General features: G+C 71.3%; 21 protein-coding genes. 15 read left to right on the forward strand and 6 right to left on the reverse strand.

What is annotated here, in order from left to right:
• Positions 1 to 17 precede the first annotated feature (17 nt).
• Positions 18 to 1,367 (reverse strand): hypothetical protein, encoded by a 1,350-nt coding sequence (locus tag ACIOGZ_RS29650; protein ID WP_400811266.1) that lies wholly within the window; start codon positions 1,365 to 1,367, stop codon positions 18 to 20.
• A gap of 214 nt (positions 1,368 to 1,581) precedes the next feature.
• Between ACIOGZ_RS29650 and ACIOGZ_RS29655 the strand changes: the two genes are divergently transcribed.
• Together ACIOGZ_RS29655 and ACIOGZ_RS29660 are read left to right on the forward strand one after the other, a co-directional pair.
• Complete coding sequence (locus tag ACIOGZ_RS29655) at positions 1,582 to 2,433, forward strand: helix-turn-helix transcriptional regulator (protein ID WP_363631148.1); 852 nt, start codon at positions 1,582 to 1,584, stop codon at positions 2,431 to 2,433.
• Positions 2,430 to 2,696 carry a DUF397 domain-containing protein gene (locus tag ACIOGZ_RS29660; protein WP_363631150.1) on the forward strand — a complete coding sequence of 89 codons (267 nt, stop codon included), beginning with the start codon at positions 2,430 to 2,432 and terminating at the stop codon, positions 2,694 to 2,696. Before ACIOGZ_RS29655 ends, ACIOGZ_RS29660 begins: the two co-directional genes overlap by 4 nt.
• Before the next feature lie 497 nt (positions 2,697 to 3,193).
• On the opposite strand, the gene ACIOGZ_RS29665 is transcribed toward ACIOGZ_RS29660, so the two are convergent.
• Positions 3,194 to 4,627, reverse strand: a complete 1,434-nt coding sequence (locus tag ACIOGZ_RS29665) for a TIGR04222 domain-containing membrane protein (protein ID WP_400988285.1) — start codon at positions 4,625 to 4,627, stop codon at positions 3,194 to 3,196.
• Positions 4,628 to 4,636: 9 nt separating this feature from the next.
• On the opposite strand from ACIOGZ_RS29665, the gene ACIOGZ_RS29670 reads away from it, so the two are divergent.
• Positions 4,637 to 5,335 carry a hypothetical protein gene (locus tag ACIOGZ_RS29670; protein WP_400811264.1) on the forward strand — a complete coding sequence of 233 codons (699 nt, stop codon included), beginning with the start codon at positions 4,637 to 4,639 and terminating at the stop codon, positions 5,333 to 5,335.
• A 72-nt stretch (positions 5,336 to 5,407) separates the two neighbouring features.
• Here the strand turns inward: ACIOGZ_RS29670 and ACIOGZ_RS29675 are convergent, their stop codons facing one another.
• The 3 genes from ACIOGZ_RS29675 to ACIOGZ_RS29685 form a co-directional block, all read right to left on the reverse strand.
• Positions 5,408 to 5,692 carry a hypothetical protein gene (locus ACIOGZ_RS29675; protein WP_400988286.1) on the reverse strand — a complete coding sequence of 95 codons (285 nt, stop codon included), beginning with the start codon at positions 5,690 to 5,692 and terminating at the stop codon, positions 5,408 to 5,410.
• 661 nt (positions 5,693 to 6,353) lie between these two features.
• Positions 6,354 to 6,581 (reverse strand): DUF397 domain-containing protein, encoded by a 228-nt coding sequence (locus ACIOGZ_RS29680; RefSeq protein WP_400988288.1) that lies wholly within the window; start codon positions 6,579 to 6,581, stop codon positions 6,354 to 6,356.
• Positions 6,578 to 7,450, reverse strand: a complete 873-nt coding sequence (locus tag ACIOGZ_RS29685) for a helix-turn-helix domain-containing protein (RefSeq protein WP_400988290.1) — start codon at positions 7,448 to 7,450, stop codon at positions 6,578 to 6,580. Before ACIOGZ_RS29685 ends, ACIOGZ_RS29680 begins: the two co-directional genes overlap by 4 nt.
• Positions 7,451 to 7,978: 528 nt before the next feature.
• On the opposite strand from ACIOGZ_RS29685, the gene ACIOGZ_RS29690 reads away from it, so the two are divergent.
• The 10 genes from ACIOGZ_RS29690 (at position 7,979) to ACIOGZ_RS29735 (ending at position 16,196) form a co-directional block, all read left to right on the forward strand.
• Entirely contained in the window at positions 7,979 to 8,401 is a 423-nt protein-coding gene (locus ACIOGZ_RS29690; RefSeq protein ID WP_400988292.1) for an ATP-binding protein, read from the forward strand.
• A gap of 111 nt (positions 8,402 to 8,512) precedes the next feature.
• Entirely contained in the window at positions 8,513 to 9,247 is a 735-nt protein-coding gene (locus ACIOGZ_RS29695) for a hypothetical protein (protein ID WP_400988294.1), read from the forward strand.
• Positions 9,248 to 9,249: 2 nt separating this feature from the next.
• Positions 9,250 to 9,918, forward strand: coding sequence for a dTMP kinase (locus ACIOGZ_RS29700; protein ID WP_363631251.1), 669 nt, complete (start codon positions 9,250 to 9,252; stop codon positions 9,916 to 9,918).
• On the forward strand, positions 9,915 to 10,784 hold the full coding sequence (locus ACIOGZ_RS29705) for an isocitrate lyase/phosphoenolpyruvate mutase family protein (protein ID WP_400988296.1): 870 nt from the start codon (positions 9,915 to 9,917) through the stop codon (positions 10,782 to 10,784). Before ACIOGZ_RS29700 ends, ACIOGZ_RS29705 begins: the two co-directional genes overlap by 4 nt.
• A gap of 34 nt (positions 10,785 to 10,818) precedes the next feature.
• Complete coding sequence (locus tag ACIOGZ_RS29710; protein ID WP_400795974.1) at positions 10,819 to 11,307, forward strand: NUDIX domain-containing protein; 489 nt, start codon at positions 10,819 to 10,821, stop codon at positions 11,305 to 11,307.
• Positions 11,304 to 12,221 (forward strand): NAD(P)-dependent oxidoreductase, encoded by a 918-nt coding sequence (locus tag ACIOGZ_RS29715; RefSeq protein WP_400988297.1) that lies wholly within the window; start codon positions 11,304 to 11,306, stop codon positions 12,219 to 12,221. The genes ACIOGZ_RS29710 and ACIOGZ_RS29715 overlap by 4 nt, the downstream gene beginning before the upstream one ends.
• Positions 12,222 to 12,229: 8 nt before the next feature.
• A complete protein-coding gene (locus tag ACIOGZ_RS29720) occupies positions 12,230 to 13,060 on the forward strand; it encodes a hypothetical protein (protein WP_400988299.1) in 831 nt (276 codons plus the stop codon).
• A gap of 38 nt (positions 13,061 to 13,098) precedes the next feature.
• Positions 13,099 to 14,991 (forward strand): radical SAM protein, encoded by a 1,893-nt coding sequence (locus ACIOGZ_RS29725; protein ID WP_400988301.1) that lies wholly within the window; start codon positions 13,099 to 13,101, stop codon positions 14,989 to 14,991.
• An 87-nt stretch (positions 14,992 to 15,078) separates the two neighbouring features.
• Positions 15,079 to 15,219 (forward strand): hypothetical protein, encoded by a 141-nt coding sequence (locus tag ACIOGZ_RS29730; protein ID WP_153471719.1) that lies wholly within the window; start codon positions 15,079 to 15,081, stop codon positions 15,217 to 15,219.
• A 74-nt stretch (positions 15,220 to 15,293) separates the two neighbouring features.
• On the forward strand, positions 15,294 to 16,196 hold the full coding sequence (locus ACIOGZ_RS29735) for an aKG-HExxH-type peptide beta-hydroxylase (protein WP_400988303.1): 903 nt from the start codon (positions 15,294 to 15,296) through the stop codon (positions 16,194 to 16,196).
• Positions 16,197 to 16,297: 101 nt separating this feature from the next.
• Here the strand turns inward: ACIOGZ_RS29735 and ACIOGZ_RS29740 are convergent, their stop codons facing one another.
• Positions 16,298 to 16,567, reverse strand: a complete 270-nt coding sequence (locus ACIOGZ_RS29740) for a hypothetical protein (RefSeq protein ID WP_400988304.1) — start codon at positions 16,565 to 16,567, stop codon at positions 16,298 to 16,300.
• Between ACIOGZ_RS29740 and ACIOGZ_RS29745 the strand changes: the two genes are divergently transcribed.
• Both ACIOGZ_RS29745 and ACIOGZ_RS29750 read left to right on the forward strand, forming a co-directional pair.
• Positions 16,560 to 17,438: an acetaldehyde dehydrogenase (acetylating) gene (locus tag ACIOGZ_RS29745; RefSeq protein ID WP_400988305.1), complete on the forward strand. Its 879-nt coding sequence runs from the start codon at positions 16,560 to 16,562 to the stop codon at positions 17,436 to 17,438. The genes ACIOGZ_RS29740 and ACIOGZ_RS29745 overlap by 8 nt on opposite strands.
• Complete coding sequence (locus ACIOGZ_RS29750; protein WP_400988307.1) at positions 17,420 to 18,046, forward strand: hypothetical protein; 627 nt, start codon at positions 17,420 to 17,422, stop codon at positions 18,044 to 18,046. The genes ACIOGZ_RS29745 and ACIOGZ_RS29750 overlap by 19 nt, the downstream gene beginning before the upstream one ends.
• Positions 18,047 to 18,361: the final 315 nt, after the last annotated feature.

An 18,361-nucleotide genomic window follows, 5' to 3' on the forward strand; every position in this document is an offset into this window, starting at 1 on the left:
TCGCTTCCTTCGGCGACTCAGGCGGCGCCCGGGGCCCGGGTGCTCCCGGCGACCGTACCGGCGGACGGGCTGGCGCGCCAGGCTCGAAGACGCTCCGCGTAGTCGCCGACGACGGGTTCATCCCTCCAGCGTTCGGTGCGTTCGTAGAGCTCGAAGCCGCGCAGCCACACGGAGCGGATCGGGGGCGTGGTGCCCGAGCCCAGCGCCTGCTCTCCGCGGTACATCGCCATCTCGAGGTCCGGCTTCGGCTGCTGGAGCAGGGCCGTGGCGATGTCCAGGCCCACCAGCGCGCGGCTCCAACCGGAGTCCGAACTGGCCAGCATCGGCTCGAGGTCCCGGCCCCGGTTGAGAACCTGTTCGGTATCCCCGATCGCCAACTGGGCGGTCACCACGTTGGCCAGCGCCCGGGCGGCTGAGTACGGCTCGAACGCGATGCACGGAGTCAGCCCGGGAGGGACGTTGTGGCGGTCCAGGAGGTCCAGGCCCTGGTCGATGGCTTCGAGCGCCAACTGGTGGCGTCCGGCCCGGGCGAGGGCCCGGGCCCGGCCGTTGATCAGCAGGCGGATCGCCTGGGGGCTGCCTGGAGCGATCGCGACCCCGGCGACCGCCGCTTCGTCGGCCAGGTCGTACTCCCCCTGGTAGTAGTACCCGAGGGACCGCGTGCCGAAGGCCCACATCTGCAGGTCGCGGTCACCGATCTGGTCGGCGAGCTCCAGCGCCTCGGTGCTGTATGCCTGGGCCTCCGTCGGCCGGTCGGCGTTGGTCGCCATATAGCCGAGGAGGCCGGAAACCCGGCCGGCGAGGCGAAACAGCTCGGTTTTGACCCGGGGAGGCTGGTGCCCGGCCAACAGGGTATGGAGCATGCTGCGCAGCAGTTTGGCCTCACCGACCAGCTGGTGCGGCCCCAGACGCTCGTAACGCTCCACGATCCCCGTGATCGCGCCTGCGGCCATCGCGAGGATGGCGGGGTCCGTGTTGGAGGCTGTCAGGAGCCGGGTCTGCTCCCGAACATGCTGAGGATCGTCGAACTCCAGGACAGGCAGGCCGACATCAGGCAGAGTTTCGCCGGAGCCGGCAAGGGGGAGCCCGAGGGAGTCCGGGGCGACCATCTCGAAGATCTTGTCGACGGACATGTTGAACAGGTGCTTGAGGACCAGACCGAGTGCGATGGTCGGGGCACTGCGAACCCCAGCCTGCATCCATCGGTCGAAAGTCTTGCGACTGGCCGTGGCCGTGGCCAACGATGGCCGCCCCTCTCTCTCGGCCGCAAGGCCGGCAGCCCTGGCGAAGTGGGCGTCGAACTTCTCGAAGGGCTCCAGCCCCCGCTCCTTGACGAGAAGCCGGAATCTGGGGATCAGTTCACCCATGACCTTCTCCTAGATGCTGGCGGGCCATCGAGAACGCCCGGAGAACCCAACGTGACCCACGTTGATCGAGCACGCGGCAACCGCACGGGCACGCCTCGTCGGACACCAGAATGTCCGTCAGATCGGCGCGCAGCAATGCGTTTCACCAAATTGATGGCGCAAATTGCCCCCAGGCCGCTTGTCCATGTAGGGCAAGCCCGGGAAGACTGATGCCATGCCCACCAGACAGACCACAACCTCGGCTGCCCGTAAGGAACTCGGCGAGCTGCTGCGCCGCCTGCGCATCCGGCGGGGCATGACCGGGGTCCAGGTTGCCGAGGCCACAGGAATCGACCCAGGCACCCTCAGTCGGTACGAGAACGGGCGTCGCAAGGTCGAGCTGCTGATCGTCAAGACGCTGCTCGACCTGTACGGCGCTGACGAATCCGGACACCGGGCTGCTGTCGCCTTCTGGGAGGCAGACGCGAAGACCGAGGCCAAGCCCTCGTGGTGGCGACGGGGCTTCACCGTGCCTGAGGACTTCGGCCAGTACCTCGCCGAGGAACAGGAAGCCCGGCTGATCCGCTCTGTGGAACCCCACCTGCCTCCTGGCCGCTTGCAGACCGAGGAAGTTGCCGCTGCCGTCATCGCCGGCCTCCGCCCGGACCTGTCTGCCGAGGCGGTCACAGGACTGGTCGATCTCCGGATGCGCCGTCAGGCCGAGACTCTCGAAGCCGACCAGGAAATCCTGCTCGGATCAACAGTCCTCGACCTTCCCGGGCTCTCGGCCGGTTCCGCGATCCTGCAGCTCGAACGGCTACTCGAAGGATCGCAACAGCCTGGCATGCGCATACGCGTGCTTCCGGCGGGCCTTTCCTACAATCCTGCACTTGCCGCGCCATTCGTCCTCATGGTGCCGCCCGTAGGCCGCACCTCCGCCTGGGTCGAGCTCATGGACCGAAGCATCCGCCTCCCCGATGCGGCAGTCGAGCGCTACCAGGCTGCCTTCTCCGTGACCGCCTCACACGCTCTCAGCCCCTCCGCCACACAAGACCACCTCGCTCAGTTGATCAAGGACCGCAAGTGACCTTCGCCGCTCCATCGTCCCCATCCTGCGCCTTGCTCGACCTGCGCGGTCTGACCTGGACGAAGTCCAGCCACAGCGGCGGCGGAGGAAACTGCGTTGAGGTCGCTACACGCGGCTATCAGCGATATGTCCGAGACTCGAAAAATCCGGATGGCCCGGTGCTCACCTTCACCCAGCAGGCGTTCATCCGCTTCATCGCCGTTGTGGTTGCTGGCGAGTACGACCACGTAACCGAACCGCCCCTTCGGGCACCTGGACTCTGAGCCGACAGACGGGTAGGGGTGCGCCTGCCGACTTGGCAGTTGCACCCCTACCTGCCACTCCTGGCCTTCCGGCCCGGCGCCGCGGGTTGGCTCTGGTAGATACGAGGCAGGTACCGCCCGGGAACAGCACGTCAGTGATCTTCATGTGGAAAGTCGAGACCGACGAGCCTCTCTACTTCACCGTCAACGTCCCCACGTACTGGCCGCGGTGCCTCGTTGTTCCAGGGCACAGCGTTCGGACCTCCGGGGTGGCGCCAGGGGCAGGGGCTCTGGTGCTGCGCAGATCCCTCGTCCCCGGGCCTGGCCGACGCGGTCCCGCGAAACCCAGGACGCCGTCCCCGAACCACCACAGGCGGGGCGTCTGCCGAAGCGGTGTGAACCGGTGAGCCACAGGTCCGCTCTGGCTCGGACCGCGGCAGGAGGGCCCGGCACCGGTGCTGAGCCGCAGTCCGCCGACGGGCGCCTGTACCAGCAGCGGCAGCCGGGGTCACCCGACGTCATAGGTCGCCGCTGTAGCTCGCGGCGTCGCCGGCCCCCTCGTACGGGCCGTAATCGCTGCCGGTGCGGGCGACGGTCTCCCGGGTGCCGCGCCTGCCGAGCAGCGCGGCCTGGGCGGCGAAGTCCGGCAGCAGCAGGCGCAGCGCCCGGCGTCCGTACAGCGCGGTCAGCAGTCCTGTCCCGTCGGGTTCCGATGATGTGTCACCTGATGCTGCCGCCCCGCTCAGGGGGTGCCGGCGGCGCAGCTCGCGAAGCAGTCGGTGTCCGGCGAGGGTGCGGGCCGGAGCGCAGAGCAGCATGAGCGGGAGTACGGTCATGGGCAGGCCTGTCCACCAGGCGCCCCGCGCGGTGGCGAGCGTGCCCGTGGCGCACGTGGCCGTGGCCAGCACACTGGACGTGGCCAGCCGGGCCGGGCTGCAGCGCAGGCCGCGGTGGACCAGGTCGGTGCGGGTCTCCTCGCGGGCGCGCCGCACGGGCGGGGTGGTCACGGCGTCGGCCCAGGACAGGTCCCGGCCGAACGCCGTCCGCGCTGCCCGGTGCAGCGGAGTTGCGTCCTGCCCGGAGTGGGTGTGCACCACCCGCCGCAGGCGGCCTCGCCGGTCGGTGTCGAGCACCCCCGCGAGGTGCAGTTCGACGACGGCCACCACCAGTGCGGCCTTCGATCCCCCACGTACCCCCGCGATTGCCGTGGCTGTCAGGCCGTCGGTCCTTCCCCGGGCCGGCCGCCATCGCAGAAGCCCCGCCCCGAGGAGCGCGGCCATCGCGCACACCACACCGACCGATCCCACCGGACCCCCTGAAGCACCGACCACCCGACGGCCCTCCCCGGCCGTTCCCGCAGGATGACAGAGCGGGACGGCGATGCCAAGCGGTCGACCGACCCGACTGCCACGCCGCCAGAGCGCGATGAGAGCACGGACAGCGATCCCGCCGAGCGTGCCGACAGCGTCAACTCTGACGAGAGGCCCTCGCTCGGCGTGGTACCGGGCGACGGACGCCGCACTCGATGACCCCGACCTGGCTGTCACCCCCACTCCCGTGGCGGTCCAGCCGAGGCCGATCGTGGCGGGGCAGAGCGGGCTGGAGCGGCAGATCCACCAGGAGATCGACGACGAGCAGACATAGCAAGCAAGGGAGCTGGAAGACCAGGTTGACAGGGCCGGCTGCTCCGCCTGGCGGGCCCCTCGGGTCGGCGGGTGCCGTTCAGCGCGGAATTGCAGGGGAACGCCGTTGCGCTGGAGGACGGCGCGCCAGGGGTGCGGTGGTTGCGGACGAGGAGTACTCGGCCGCCGCCGTCGTGGAGGGTCATCGTGCAGCCGGCGTGGCAGGTGCAGGTGCGCTCCCACAGTTCCATGCCGAGGGTGAGCGCGGTGTCGGTGAGCAGGTCCAGCAGGCGGTCGTGGTCCGGTCCCGCGCTCAGGTCCAGCTGCCACTGCCAGCGCTTGCGGCCGCCCTGGACCGACCTCGCGGATCCCACCGGTGAGATCTGCGGCGTCGCGGGCCTGCGGATCTCACCATGGAACGGCGGCCGGGTACACCTGACGATTCCCGGCCGGGTCGGCGAAGTGGTCCTCGCCAACCTGCCCGCCACGACCTGGAAGGCCGCACTCGCCCTGTGGGAGCAGGACTTCGACGACATCTCCCTCACCCGCCAGTTCTGGACGACCCACCCCCGTGCCACCACGGCCGGCGAACACGCCTTCAACGCTCGCTGGAAGGACCCCTCCGGCAGCGAGGGCCGGGCCTGGCTGGCCAGTGGCCTGCTGCGCCGCACGCCGCTGTTCGCCGCAGCGGACGCGCCAGCCCACACTGAGGCCTGGAGTTACCCGCACCATCCGGCCCGGCCGGGTGAGGAGTGGGTCATGAAGGTCCTCTGCCACCGGCCCTCGCGCGACCACCAGGAAACCGTCGCCCTGCTCACCGCCCCCAAGGTCGGGCTCCCGATGGACGTCGTCGGCCTGGACTGCGCCTGCGGCACGAGCGAGGTGCGGACCTGCACCGTTGAACTCGCAGGCCCCCGGGACCGTCCGGGTCGGCTGCAGCTGCGGTTCAACCCACGTACGTACCCGACGATGCTCGCCTACGACGAAGCCCGGCCCAAGGAACCGCGCCGCCGCCGTACCCGCCGACACACCATCTGATCCGCTGCGCCCGTCCCCGGGGCCCCAGCGGTGCAGGTTTCGCGCCGGCCCCGGAGACGTGAACGCCGACTGTCAGCGTGCCCGTTGACGGACCCGGTGGTCACAGATCAGCAGCGCGTGCCCGTACGGGGCGAGCACCATGATGCAGCCGCTGGCGTCAGTGGTGCACGTACAGGCCCGTTCGACCAGCTCCGTGCCGAGGGCGAGGTCCGTGTCGGTGATCAGGTCCAGCAGGGTGTCGTGGTCGGGGCCGTGGCTCAGGTCGAGTCTCCACTGCCAGGGCCCGTGCTGGGGTGTGGCATCGAGGCGCAGCCGGACGGCGGCCGCGGGTGCCGTCTCGGTGGTGGCCGGGATCATCCGCGGCAGGCCGCTGCAGGTCCAGTGGCCGATGCCCGTGGGCGGTGCGGCCGCGAAGCGGGCACTCTCCCCACCGCTCCACGGTGCTCCCGGTGTGGCCGCGCGGGGCTTCGGGGCAAGGGCTTGCCGCCACAGGTCGGTTGGGACGCCGGTGACGAGGACACGGGCGCAGTTCGTGCCGCAGTCCGGGGGCGGGACCGCCGGCGTCGGAACCATCGGGGGCGGGCAGGAGGGCGGCCCACTGCTGGGCGACGGCGGTCCGGGCCTCGACCTCGACGGCCAAGTGGTCGGCGGGGTGCACGACGCGGATGCCGAGTGGGTGGCGGGTGAGGCCCCACCGGCCGTCCAGGCCCAGCGAGATCTCACGCTCCAACCGCATCTGGGCGTGGGAAACCCTGGGAAACGCGGCGACGTGGTGCGCGGCAGCCGTGCGGGCCGTCCCGGGGAGGTCCTCGCCGGTGCACGCGGCGAGGCGCTCTGCCAGGACGGGCCCGGGCGGGGTCGGTTCGGCGGGCGGCAGGACGCGGCGCAGCCAGCGGCGTGGTGCGCCGACGGACGCCAGTTGCCGCCGCAGGTCGTCGATGGCGGCGTTCTCGTGACCACCGCGCGGGGAAGTGCTGTCTCTCCCCGCTTGGGCGGGGGGAGACGGCACCTCGCTGACTCAGGCGCGGGAGCTGCGGGCGAACGCCACGAGACCTGCGAATGCCTCCGGTGTGACGAGCAGGGCCGGCCCGGCGGGGTCCTTTGAGTCGCGGATGGCCACCGCTTCGAAGCGAGTGCCGGTCAGGTCGGCGACCTCGACGCAGTTGTTGCCGGATCCACCGCTGTAGGACGACTTGAACCAGTCGGCCACGCCTACGAGTTCAGGGGCAGTGATGTGGTGGGTCATGAGGTGATCTCTCGGGTGAGTTGTTGCAGGAACTCCGGTGTCGCCTCGGAGGGGAGGGCCGAGCGGGACAGCGCCTCGAACATCCGAGTGAACCGGCCGACTTCGCGGGACTTGTCCGTGAGGGACATACCGGCTCCCGTGTCCAGTTGGACCGTCATGGGCAGCTTGTCGCCGAGGTCCAGGAGCGTGAAATCAGAGAGCGACAGGTAGCCGCGAACCGACTGCGGAAGGATCTGCACGGTCACGTTGTCGAGCGTCGCGATCCGGGCGATCTCCTCGTACTGCTCGCGCATGATGTCCACGTCCCCAGCCACGTACCGTAGCGCCGGCTCGTACTGGATCGCCCACAGCTTGACAGGATCGTCGGGGGCCACCACCCGCTCCTTGCGCTTCATCCGCAGGGCCACGCTCTTCTGTATGAACTCCGACGTGGACTCCTCGATCGGCTTGGCGATCTCGTGCAGAGCCTTCGCGTACCGCTCGGTCTGCAGCAATCCGAGCACGCACGTGGGGTGGTAGGCGCGGACGGACTGGGCCGCGGACTCGACGCCGAGGAAGCGGGGCATCGAGGGCGCCATCGTCGCCACCGTGTATGGCGTCCACCAGTCCTGGCGCGAAGCGGTGCGCTGGAGATCCACCAGACGCTCGGTCTCATCCTCGTCGTCGACGCCGTACCGGGCGAGGAGCTTGCGTAGATCCCCGGCGTTGCGAAGATCCTGAAAACCGGTCTCCACACGCTGGAGTTTCGTCGAGCTGAACGCCAGCCCCTTCACAGCGTCTTCCAGCGTGATGCCGGCCTGCTGACGCAGTTCCCGAAGCTCGTGCCCCAGTTCGATCCGCCGTGCTGTCGGCCTTGGCCGTGCTGCCACGTGCTCACCTCCGGAGTGCATGCGTCTACCGTCCGTATCGATCCGCGCAGTGTTGCACGTCACGCGCGCGCGGTGCCAGGCCATGCGCTTGCGTTGGCATGTGCCATTTCCTCTTCGTCGGGGGATTCAGTGCCGATGCCGTTGCAGATTCAGCGTAGACGCGCCACCTTGGTGGCACGCCCTGATTGACGGGGCATCAGAAACGGTCAGTCGAGGCCCGCGAGACGCCGACGGCCGCCACCTCCACCATTGGACTGCGGAGGTCTTCGTGCGCCGATCTGCTGACGACCAGCTTCGCCGCCGGGTGTCGGCCGACATCGCGGCGGGCCTGCCGGGGCGGCCGGCGCGTGCTGACCCGGACGAACTCCTGAAGCGGGTGTATCCCGTCGGTGCCTCTCGGGGCGCCTGGCGGCGACGGCCGGACGGTACCGAGGTCTTCGTCGAGGGCTTCGAGCGCGCCTTGCGCCGCGAGACGGTCCTGCGGCGGCTGGAGGACGGACGGCGGCTCAGACGGTACCGGGGGTTGGTATGACGGCCGTCGAACTCGCTCCAGCCGAGCCGGCTCTCCCTTCCCGCCCCGCCACGGCATCCCTGCGCTACCGCCCGGAGTCGGCGCGGGCCGCACGCCTGCTCGTCCGGGGGAAGCTCAAGGAATGGGGCCTGGACGCACTGGTCGACCCGGCCGAGCTGATCGTCACCGAGCTGGTCTCCAACGCCTGCAAGACCGGCTGCCTGACCTTCATGCAGGTGGCCGTCCGGCGCCCAGCCCCGGGATTCGTCCGAGTCTGCGTGCGGGACGGCTCCCCGGAACTGCCGGTGCTGCTGTCGGCCGGCGAGGACCAGGAGTGCCACCGCGGCCTGGCCCTGGTCCACGAACTCACCGGCGGCCGGTGGGGGACCACCCCCGACCCCTGGGGCAAGAGCGTGCACGCCGACCTCCCGGTCCCCTGACCGCCCGACACCACGTCAACCGGCCGGTAACCGGCCACGGCATCTTCCATTGCTGTCCGTCACTGCGTGACTACGATTCATCGCTTCGGTTCGACCATCAAGGAGTACCGCGTGGAAGGATCCACCACCGCCATGAGCCCGCCCGGAGCGCTGAGGCCCGCGAGCGTCCGGGACAGCTGGCAGGCGCTCGCCGACGGACTGCACGTGCAGCGGGTGCACCTGCACCAGGAGCAGTGGCGCCAGGCCGCGACGCTCGCGCCCGAACAGCTCGGGCTGCCCGCCGAGCTGGACCCCGTCGACCTGGTGTCGAGGCCAGCCCTCGTGGTGCCGTGCGACGACGTGCTGATCCGCGCCGCCGGCCTCACGTCGTGGATCGACGTGCCGTACCGGCTCGGCCACGACCGCACCGCTGACGGTCCGCTGACCCTCGCGGTGGACGAGGTGGGCCGGATGCTGGCCGAGGATCTGGACAGCAGCCTTGAAGCGGCCGTGCACGGCGCGACCCGTTCCAGTGTCTGGTGGGTGGGGGCGCTCTCCGTCATCCACCACGAGAGCGGCCGGACCGCCTCCCTGGCGATGCTTCAGTCCGCCGTGCGGGCCGTCGCCCTCGGCGCAGGGACGCGCGTTCTGCGGGCGGCGCTTCGGTCCCGGGGCGAGGACAGCGCGGTTCTGCGCGCCGCGTACTGCCGGGCCGTCGCCGAGGTCGTCGTGCTGGAGGCGTCGCTGCCGCAGCTGCTCGGCGAGATCGGCGGGATGCGCCTCACCGACCTGGTGACCACCTCGGTGCCGTGGCGCGGCCAGTTCACCAAGTACCAGTCGGGCACCGGAGCGGGGCAGGTGGAGTAGGGATGGACCAGTATCCGTTCGTCGTGATCGAGGGCCTGGACGGCAGCGGCAAGACCACGCTGCGCAAGGGCCTGTTCAGGCTGTTCGACAGCCTCTACGGGGTGACGCCGCTGTCGGTACTCACCACGAACTTCCTCGCCCCCGAGGTGGCCGCGGACCTGGTGGACGGCAAGTACGCGCCCACCGAGGCCAACCGGGACCGCTACCTGCGGGCACTGCGGGCCGACAAGAAGGCCACCGTCGAGCGCCTGATCGCCCCCTCACTGCCGCTGCGGCCGGTGGTCGCGGACCGGTGGCTGCTGTCGGAGCTCGCGTTCTTCCAGGTCAAGCACGGCCAGGACCCGCAGGACACCTACGCCGGGCTCGCCGACGCGATCGACCTGGTGCCGGACCTGACCCTCATCCTGGACGCTGCCACCGGCACCACGATGCGGCGCGCCGCCTCCCGCAGCGCGGGGGACTCGGTGCGCGACGACTGGGACGTGGACCACGTGCAGACCTCCGTGCGCGCCACCTACCAGGCGATCACCGCTGACCCGACCTCGTTCCCGAAGATCGGGCCGACCGTGACGATCGACGCCAACCAGCCCCGGGCCGACGTGCTCGCGAACGCCTGGACCGCGCTGATCGAGCGCGGCCTGACCCCCGACCTGGAAGGAAGTATCCGGTGAGCGCCGCCATGTCCGAGATATCCGCGGCCGCCCGCCTGCGGGCCGCGCTGCGTGACGCTGCAGCCTGCCGGCGGCCCGTGCAGGCGATCGGCGCGGTCAACGCCATGGCCGCGCGGGTCGCCGTCGAGGCCGGGTTCGGCGCGCTGTGGGTGTCGGGCCTGGAGGTGTCGGCCGCCTACGGGCTGGCGGACGAGAACCTGCTCTGCTCCCGGGACCTCGCCGACGTCGTCACCTCGCTTCGCCGCGTCACCGACCTGCCGGTGATCGTGGACGTCGACAACGCGGCCGGTACCGGGGCGTCGGCCGCGCGGTTCGGGTTCGACCTCCAGGCGGCCGGGGCGGCGGCCGTCTGTCTGGAGGACAGTCGCTACCCCAAGTGCAACTCGTTCTCCGAACACCGCGCCCAGGCGATGACGGAGACGGAGGCGGTGTGCGAGCAGATCAAGGAACTCAAGGCCGCCGCCCCGGGCCTGCTATTGATCGCCCGCACGGAGACGCTGATCTGCGGCGGCGGCATGGACGACGCGCTGGCCCGTGCCACCTCCTACGAGGCGGCCGGAGCGGACGCCGTGCTCCTGCACTCCAAGGACACCACCGGTAACCAGGCGCTGGAGGTGGGCCGCCGCTGGTCCGGCGTGCCGCTGGTCACCGTCCCCACCGCCTTCCCGCACCTGGACCGCCGCCTCCTCGGGGAGGCCGGCTTCGCCCTGGCGATCTACGCCAACCAGCTGACCCGCGCCGCACTGGCCGCGATGCACAGAGCCGCCGCCGGCTTCCGCGTCACGGGCGTCTTCGAGGCGTGCCAGCTCGCCGACGTCCAGGACCTGATGCGCGTCGGCGACCCCGACGCCCGCGCCTGCCTGTGACACCCCTGCTCCGACAACCAGTACGGAGGCACCCTTGAGCGACCTGCCCAGCATCAGCGTGTCGGTGAAGGCCGCGATCATCCACCAGGACCGGATCCTGCTCCTGTCCTACGACGACAGCGCGGACGGCGGCTGCTTCCACTACAACCTTCCCGGCGGCAAGGCGATCGAGGGCGAGCCGCTGCGCGAGGCGGTTGTGCGCAAGGTCCACCAGGAGAGCGGGCTGAGCGTGCGGACCGTGCGGGAGATGTTCGTCGTGGAGTACGTCCCCGGACACTTCGGCAAGGACCTCGGCCCGCTGCACAAGACCCAGCACAACTTCCTCGCAGAGATCACCGACGGCCGCACCACACCCCGGTTCTCCGACCCGCGCGATCCCATCCAGGTCGGCTTCGCATGGCTGCCGCTGGCCGAGCTCACCGCGGTGACCCTGATCCCGCAGGTCGCCCCCGCCATCCTCGCCGCGCTCACGGACACCCGTGACGTCCTCGTGGACCGCGCCCAGACGGAGACGACGCGATGAGGGCGCCCACGATCCTCGTCGCCAAGGGCGCGGGCGACCCGAACGCCCTGGTCCGCTGCCTCAGCCGGTACGACGTCTACGAGGTCGCCGGCCTCGACGAGCTCGGCGGCGCGGTGCGCCGCGCGGAGCTGATCGTCATCCGCTCCGGTATCCGGCTGGATGTGGACCGGCTGGCCGCCATGCCGAAGCTGCGGCACGTCATCCGCGCGGGCTCCGGGCTCGACGGCATCGACACCGCCGTCCTGGCCGCGCGGGGGATCGGCCTGTACCGATACCCCGAGGCATCGGCCCCGGCCGTCGCCGAGTGGTGCCTCGTGGCGTTGTTGGCCCTGGCCCGGCGCATCCCGCTCGGCGCCCACGGCCTGGCCCTCGGCTGTCATCTCAAGACGGCCTGCCTGGGGACGCCGGTGGTGTCGATGCGTGTGGCCGTCTGGGGCGCCGGGCCTATCGGTCGGGCCGCTGCCGCCGTGACCGAGCGATTCGGTGCGGAGGTCGCCTTCGCCGCCCGGCCCAGCATCACCGACGGCCTGCGGCAGATGCCCGCGGCTGAACTGCCCGGCTGGGCGGACGCCCACATCGTCGCGCTGCCCGCCACCGCAGAGAACATCGGGGCGTTCGGCACGGGCTTCCTGCGTTCGGCGGCGGGGCGCCGGCCCCTGCTCGTCGTCGCCGGGCGCCTGGCCACCATCGACGCCAGCGCGTGCCTGGAGGCACTTGCTGACGGCGGCCTGACCGGCCTGGCCGTCGATCCGATCGAGGCCGCCGACGCGCACCTGTTCAAGTCCGGCCCCACCCCATTGAACCTGCTCGCCACCCCTCACATCGGGGCTCAGCGCGCGGACATCCGGGCTGCCCTGGACGCCTGGGTCACCCAGACCGCCAGCGCCCTCCTGAGAGGGGAGGCGGCCCGGTGAACGCGTGGGTGGAGCAGAGACGTGCGGCGGCCCGCGCGGTCGCCGGGCAGCTCGCCGAGGAGTACCCGCACTCGCCGGTGTGGATGACGGGGCCCGTGGCCTGCGGGATCGCCCACGCCCGCAGCGACGTTGATCTGCGGGTGCTGTTCACCGAGGGCCCGGTGCCGGTGCTGCAGTCCCGCATCATCGACGGTATCCGCGTAGACCTGGAGGCCCAGGCCGTGGCCGAGGCCGACGAACTGCGCGGCTACCTGCGGCAGTTCCACATCCTGGGCGACGACGTCGACCTGTTCCGCACCGTGAGGCGCCGTCTTCCGGCGCTGACTGTGCTTCGGACCGCCCACGCCATGCACGGCGGGGAACAACCGGTGCTGTCCGAGGCTGAGCGGGACGTCTACCGCCGGTGGGCGCTGGCCGACCGCGTCCAGCACGCGATCAGCCTGGTCGAGGACCTCGACGGCCTGTTCCAGGCCGGACTGAGTGACGCCGTGGATCTGGTCACTGGGCAACTGCACCTCGCTGTTCAACAGGCCGAGAACACCGCCGCCGGACACCCGCTCCTCGGTGACAAGTGGACCCCCGTCCTCGCCGGGGCCCCGACGCCGCCCGCGGCGTCTGTGCACCAGGCCCTGCGCCAGGCCCGCGCCCGGCTGCTGGCCGCACTGCTGGCGGTATGGCCCGAAACCGCCGCCCCGGACGGCCACGTGCCGGACGACTGGCTGGAGGCCGGGTGGCTGCCCCAGCGCTACAGCGACGGCTGGCGACTGAAGTTCGCCGACGACACCATCCGCCTCACCCCCGGCCAACTGGCCGCGTGGCACCAGGCGCTTCACTCCTGACCGGGCCCCGAGCCCGCCCCTCTCCTGGGAGGCACCCGATGCACCCCACCAGCCCGAACGAGCTGATCGGCCACCTGTACCGGACGCTGGACGCGTCCGAGGTCGACGCCGTCTCGCTCATCCTCAAGGTCCGCGGGGAGACCTGCGACATCGACTGCCTGCACTGCTACGAGAAGCGCAAGGAAGGCCCCGGCGGCGCGCGGATCAGCGACGACCAAGTCCAGCTCCTGCCGAACCTCTTCCCGGGCCGCCCGCTCGCCATCGAACTGCACGGCGGCGAACCCCTGACCGTCGGAAAGGAGCACATCGCCCAGCTGCTGCGGACCCTCGCCGGCATACCGCAGGTCAAGCGCCTGTCCCTGCAGACCAACGGCGTCCAGCTCGACGCCGAGTGGCTCGACCTGTTCGACGCCCACTACCCCGGCCTGGAGCTGGGGATCTCCCTGGACGGCGACCTGGAAGGCAACAGGTGGCGTGTCGGCTACGACGGCGAGGCCACCTACCCGCTCGTGGTCAAGGCCCTGGAACTGCTGGCCGAACGCGGCCGGACCTGCGGCATCATCACCACCGTCACCCCCGCGCTCCTCGGCCGGCCCGCCGAAACCCTCGACCACCTGGCCGCGTTCACCGCCGTCACCTCGGTCAGCGTCGTGCCGTGCTTCGACACCACCGTCACCCGGCCCACCACGCACACCGGCAGCCGCCGCCCGCCCAGCCGGACCCTGCAGCAGGCGGCCCTCGACCGGCCCGGCGGCCCGGCCTGGGCGATCACACCCGACCAGTACACCGACTTCGTGCTCGGCCTCACCCAGCACTGGATCACCACCGGCCTGTTCCGCCGCCTCAGGCTCTCCCCGGCCGTCCCCACCATCCGCCGACTGCGGGGCCTGGCAACATCGTTCTGCCACTTCTCCGACATGAAGTGCGACCACGTCTTCACCCTCTACCCGGGCGGCCGCCTGGGCAGCTGCGACGAACTCCCCTGGCCCCAGGCCCAACTCACCCACCTGACGCCCACCACCAGCCCGGCCGACATCACCACCGCCCAGCGCGGCTCCAACCTCCTTCGCCAGGGCAAGGGCCTCATGACCGCCTGCGTGACCTGCGACTACCGCGGCACCTGCGGCGGCGGCTGCATCGCCACCCGCTGGCGCATGAACCTCGCCGGCCACCACGACGCCTACTGCGACCACCGCATACGCCTGATCGACGGAACCGCAGCCCTCCTCGCCGACCCCGCCCACCCGGACGGCGCCTGGTGCCGGACCGCCCGCTGGCGCCCCACCCCCGTCAACCGGATGCGCGACGTCCAAACCTTCCTCGCCACCTGGGACAACCCCCAAGCCGCCCGCCACCCCGCCCAACTGGTCACCAGCGCCTTCGGCAACATCAACACCACCGGCCTGCCCGGCCCCACCGCCCAGAGCGCCGACGACCTCGACCCCGCCCACCCGCAGTGGAACGACGCGATCGAGCCCGGCATCAAACCGCTCGTCGACCACCTCACCGGCCGCTGGCACCTCGTCACCTACGACAGCTGTGAAGGCCACCACTACAACGACGGCGCCCGAAAGAGCCAGACATGCGAGGTCGGCCTCCTCCCACGCGACGGCGCCGAGTACGCCGCCACCGCCGCCGCCCTGTGCCGGGCCGCCACCCGATGCGCGCACGCCATGCCGCCCGCCGTACGCCTCCTGGTCGCCCGCAACAACCTGACCTGCGAGACCACAGGCCGCACCCACCCGGTCCTCGACCTGCGGCTCCTGCCCACCTCCGAAACGCCCGGCGCCGCCTACTTCGCCGCGCTGGACGACGCCACCGACCAGCTCCTGGCCGCCCTCGACACCGAAGCCCCCGCCGACCAGCGCCCCTGCGCCTGCCCCCTCCCGCCCGGCACCCAGCCGGCCGCGCTCCCGCAGGCCGTCGCGTGAGCCCCACACCACGGGGGCGCGCACCCCCGACCAGCCCGTACGGCCCCAGCCCAACCCCGAGAAGCCCGAGCAGAGAAGGAACCGGCGATGAAGAACGACACCTGGGCCAAGGACTTCCTCGACGCCGTCGAGGAGCTCCGCGACGACGACGGGTCCGTCCGCTTCACCATGCACTCCTCCCGGGAGGGCGCCGACGACTGGCCGACCGAGCCGACCGTCCACGCCTGATCCGACGCGCTGAACCCAGCCGGGGCCAGGGCCGCAAGCCCTGGCCCCACCCCTTCCCCGCCAAGGAGACTGCGATGGACCTCAGCACCGTCTTCCGCATGCCCGCGATCCACGCCCACCACCTGGCCAAGACCCAGCGCATCCACCACGCCCTCCAACGCGGCGCCGGCCGCACCCTCATCGCGCCCAAGCCCACCGCCGCGGCCTACGCGCTCGCGCACCACGTCCTCGAAGGCGCCGAACACGCCGCCCGCACCGACAACCCCGACACCTTCGCCTGGTACACCGAGCACCCCGACGCCGGCACCGCCGACCTCGCCCCGGCCGGTCCGCTCACCGTCGCCCCCGACGAGGCGAACCTAATCACCTCACCCATCTCCGACACCCCGTACTACGTGCTCGGCCCCGCCACCCAGGCCGCCCCCGAGCACCTACAGAAACTCACCCTGAAGTCGGCCGGCCTCGCCGCCGAACACGGCTTCGGCGAACTCGTCGACGCCCACGCCCCCATCGTGTGTCTGCTCACCGGCAAGCCGCTGGGCAGCCCCCTACGCTCCTGGACCATCAGCCGCATGCCCGGCACCGTCTTCCTCGACTACGTCCCGGACAACCCCGTCATGGTCGCCCGCGACCTCGTCCACGAGGCCGGCCACAACTGGCTCAACGACGCCCTCACCGCCACCGCCTGCGAGATCGACAACACCCAGACTTTCTACTCACCCTGGAAGAAGACCCACCGACCCGCCTACGCGTTCCTCCACGGCTGCTGGTCGTTCTCCCTGGTCGCCCTCTACACCGCCGCCGTCCTGCCCACCACCAGCGGTGAGACCCACACCTTCCTCACCGCCTACCTCGACCGCCAGCGCACCCAGCTCCGCATCGTCGCCGACGACCACGAGACCGCCCTGCAGACCATCACCGACGCCACCCTCCGCGGCAGGCTGCGGACCGCCTACCGGCACGCCCTCGCCCTGTGAGGAGACGCTTCCAGCAGCCCAGCTACTGGGCGCGAACGCTGAGGGCCACCGGAATGCCGGGGGCCCTCAGCCATTTCGTCCGGTGGATCGAGCGTGGTACGTCACGTACCGCGCTCGTAGCGCACAATCGCGGCGGCCAGATCCTTCTCCAGCTCGCCGATCCACCCGCCAAGGAAGAGCGCGGTGAAGCCTCGGTCCGAGTAGTCACCCGGCCCTACCGGCGTCAGGGGCAGTGAACTCACGTACTGGCCGGCTTTGCCACTGCGAAGGTTGAGCTCTGCCCGGACTGCGTGCGGGGTGGTGCCCTCCAGCACGAGCAGCATCGCGGGGTGGCTCCAGGGCGTCGGGTTCTTCGCCATTTCCTTGATCACCCAGCACCAGTGGCGGGGCACCGGCTGGTATCGGCGCCTGCTCGGAACCGGCAAGATCGGAATGGACCTGGCCGAGCGCATCGGCAACTCCGGCCGGCTGGAGTGCGCGTTGATGGTCGGCCGCGACCGGACCTCGCCGGGGCTTTGCCGCGCGAAGGAGCTCGGACTGCCCACGATGGCAGGCGGGATCGCCGCGTTCGTCGACGCCGGGGAGCGCTTCGACGTGGTCTTCGACGCCTCCAGCGCCGCAGTGCACACCGCCCACTGGCAGGCCCTGGTGGCCACCAGCACGGTGCTGGTGGACCTGACCCCCAGTCGCACCGGCACCCGGGTGGTGCCCGCCGTCAACGGGGACGCAGCCGTGCAGTCGTCCCGGCACTTCAACATGATCAGCTGCGGCGGGCAGAGTGCGATCCCCGTCCTGCATGCCATCGCCGCGACCTGCACGCCCTCCTACGTGGAGATCGTGGCCACCGGCGCTTTCGCCAGCACCGGGCGCGCGACCCGCCTCAACATCGACGAGTACATCGCCACCACGCAGGACGCCGTCCGTGAGCTCGCCGGCGTGCCCGAGGCCCGGGTCAAGGCGCTGCTGAACCTCAGCCCCGCCAACCCCGAGCCGCCCTTTCGTGTCTTGGCCACCGTCCTGGCCCACGACGCCCGCCCCGAGCCCGTCCAGGCCGCCGTCCGCGCCGCCGCCGCCCGCGTGCGCGCCTACGCCCCCGGCTACACCCTCGCCTCCTGCTTGCCCGCGTCGTCGCCTGGTCCGCGTTCGACAACGGCCGGCACGCCGTCGCCCAGCAGCACTTCATCCAGGCCCTACGCCTGTCCAAGGCAGGCGGCAACATCGAGATGGGCGCCTACGTCCTGAGCACCATGGCGCTCCAGAGCATGCTGCAGGGCCACCCCGACGAAGCAGCCGACATGGCACTGGGCGCCTACGAGCGGGCCAAGGGCCACGCCGCGCCCCGCGTCCTCGCCTTCGCCAAGCTCGCTGAAGCCCGGGCACTCGGGCGCCTCGGCGACACCGCCGCGGCCGTCGCCGCGCTCGACCGCTCCGAGCAGCTGCTCCACCAGGTCCACCCGGGAACCGACGACCCGGGCTACCTCGACTACTTCACCGAAGCCAGGCTCGCGGCCGACGCCGCCGAAATCCTCCGCGACCTCCGCCAACCCGAGCGGTCCCTGCTCTGGAACCAGCGGGCCACCGCCATGTCGAGCGACCGGTTCGCCCGCGCCGCCGGCATCCAAAGCGCCGTCGTCGCCACCAGCCACCTCCAGGCCCGCGACCTCGACCGCGGCCTACTCGCCGGCCACCGAGCCGTCGGCATCCTCGCCAACGTCACCTCGATCCGGACGGCCTCCTACCTGGCCGACGTCGCCAACGCCCTCGCCCCCTGGCGGAACGAACCCGAGGTCCGCAACCTCATCGGCATCATCGGCCGAACCACAGACGCTCCCTCCCCAGCCACGGCCTGACCGTGAAGGGCGGCTACCGGGCTGTCGCCGAAGTCGTTGCCGCGGCTGTCGCCGACGACGCGTACGCGGCCCTGAACCGGCCGGCGTCACCGGTCTCCCACCACTCGGTGCAGGCCCGCCCGTACTCCCCGTCCGGACGAGTCTCGGTGACCCGCCACGTCGGTGTCGGCCCGGGCGGGACGGGAGCCGGGGACGTGCCGCTGCTCCAGCGGGCGGAGAGGGGGTGGTCGGTCGGCATGCGCTGCTCCAAGAAGGGTGGTCGGTCGGGCGCCGGGGCGGCGCGTCCCCGCGACGGCGGGGAAAGAGGACCGGCCG

Source organism: Kitasatospora sp. NPDC088160 (assembly GCF_044741445.1).
In the GTDB taxonomy this organism is placed as follows: domain Bacteria; phylum Actinomycetota; class Actinomycetes; order Streptomycetales; family Streptomycetaceae; genus Kitasatospora.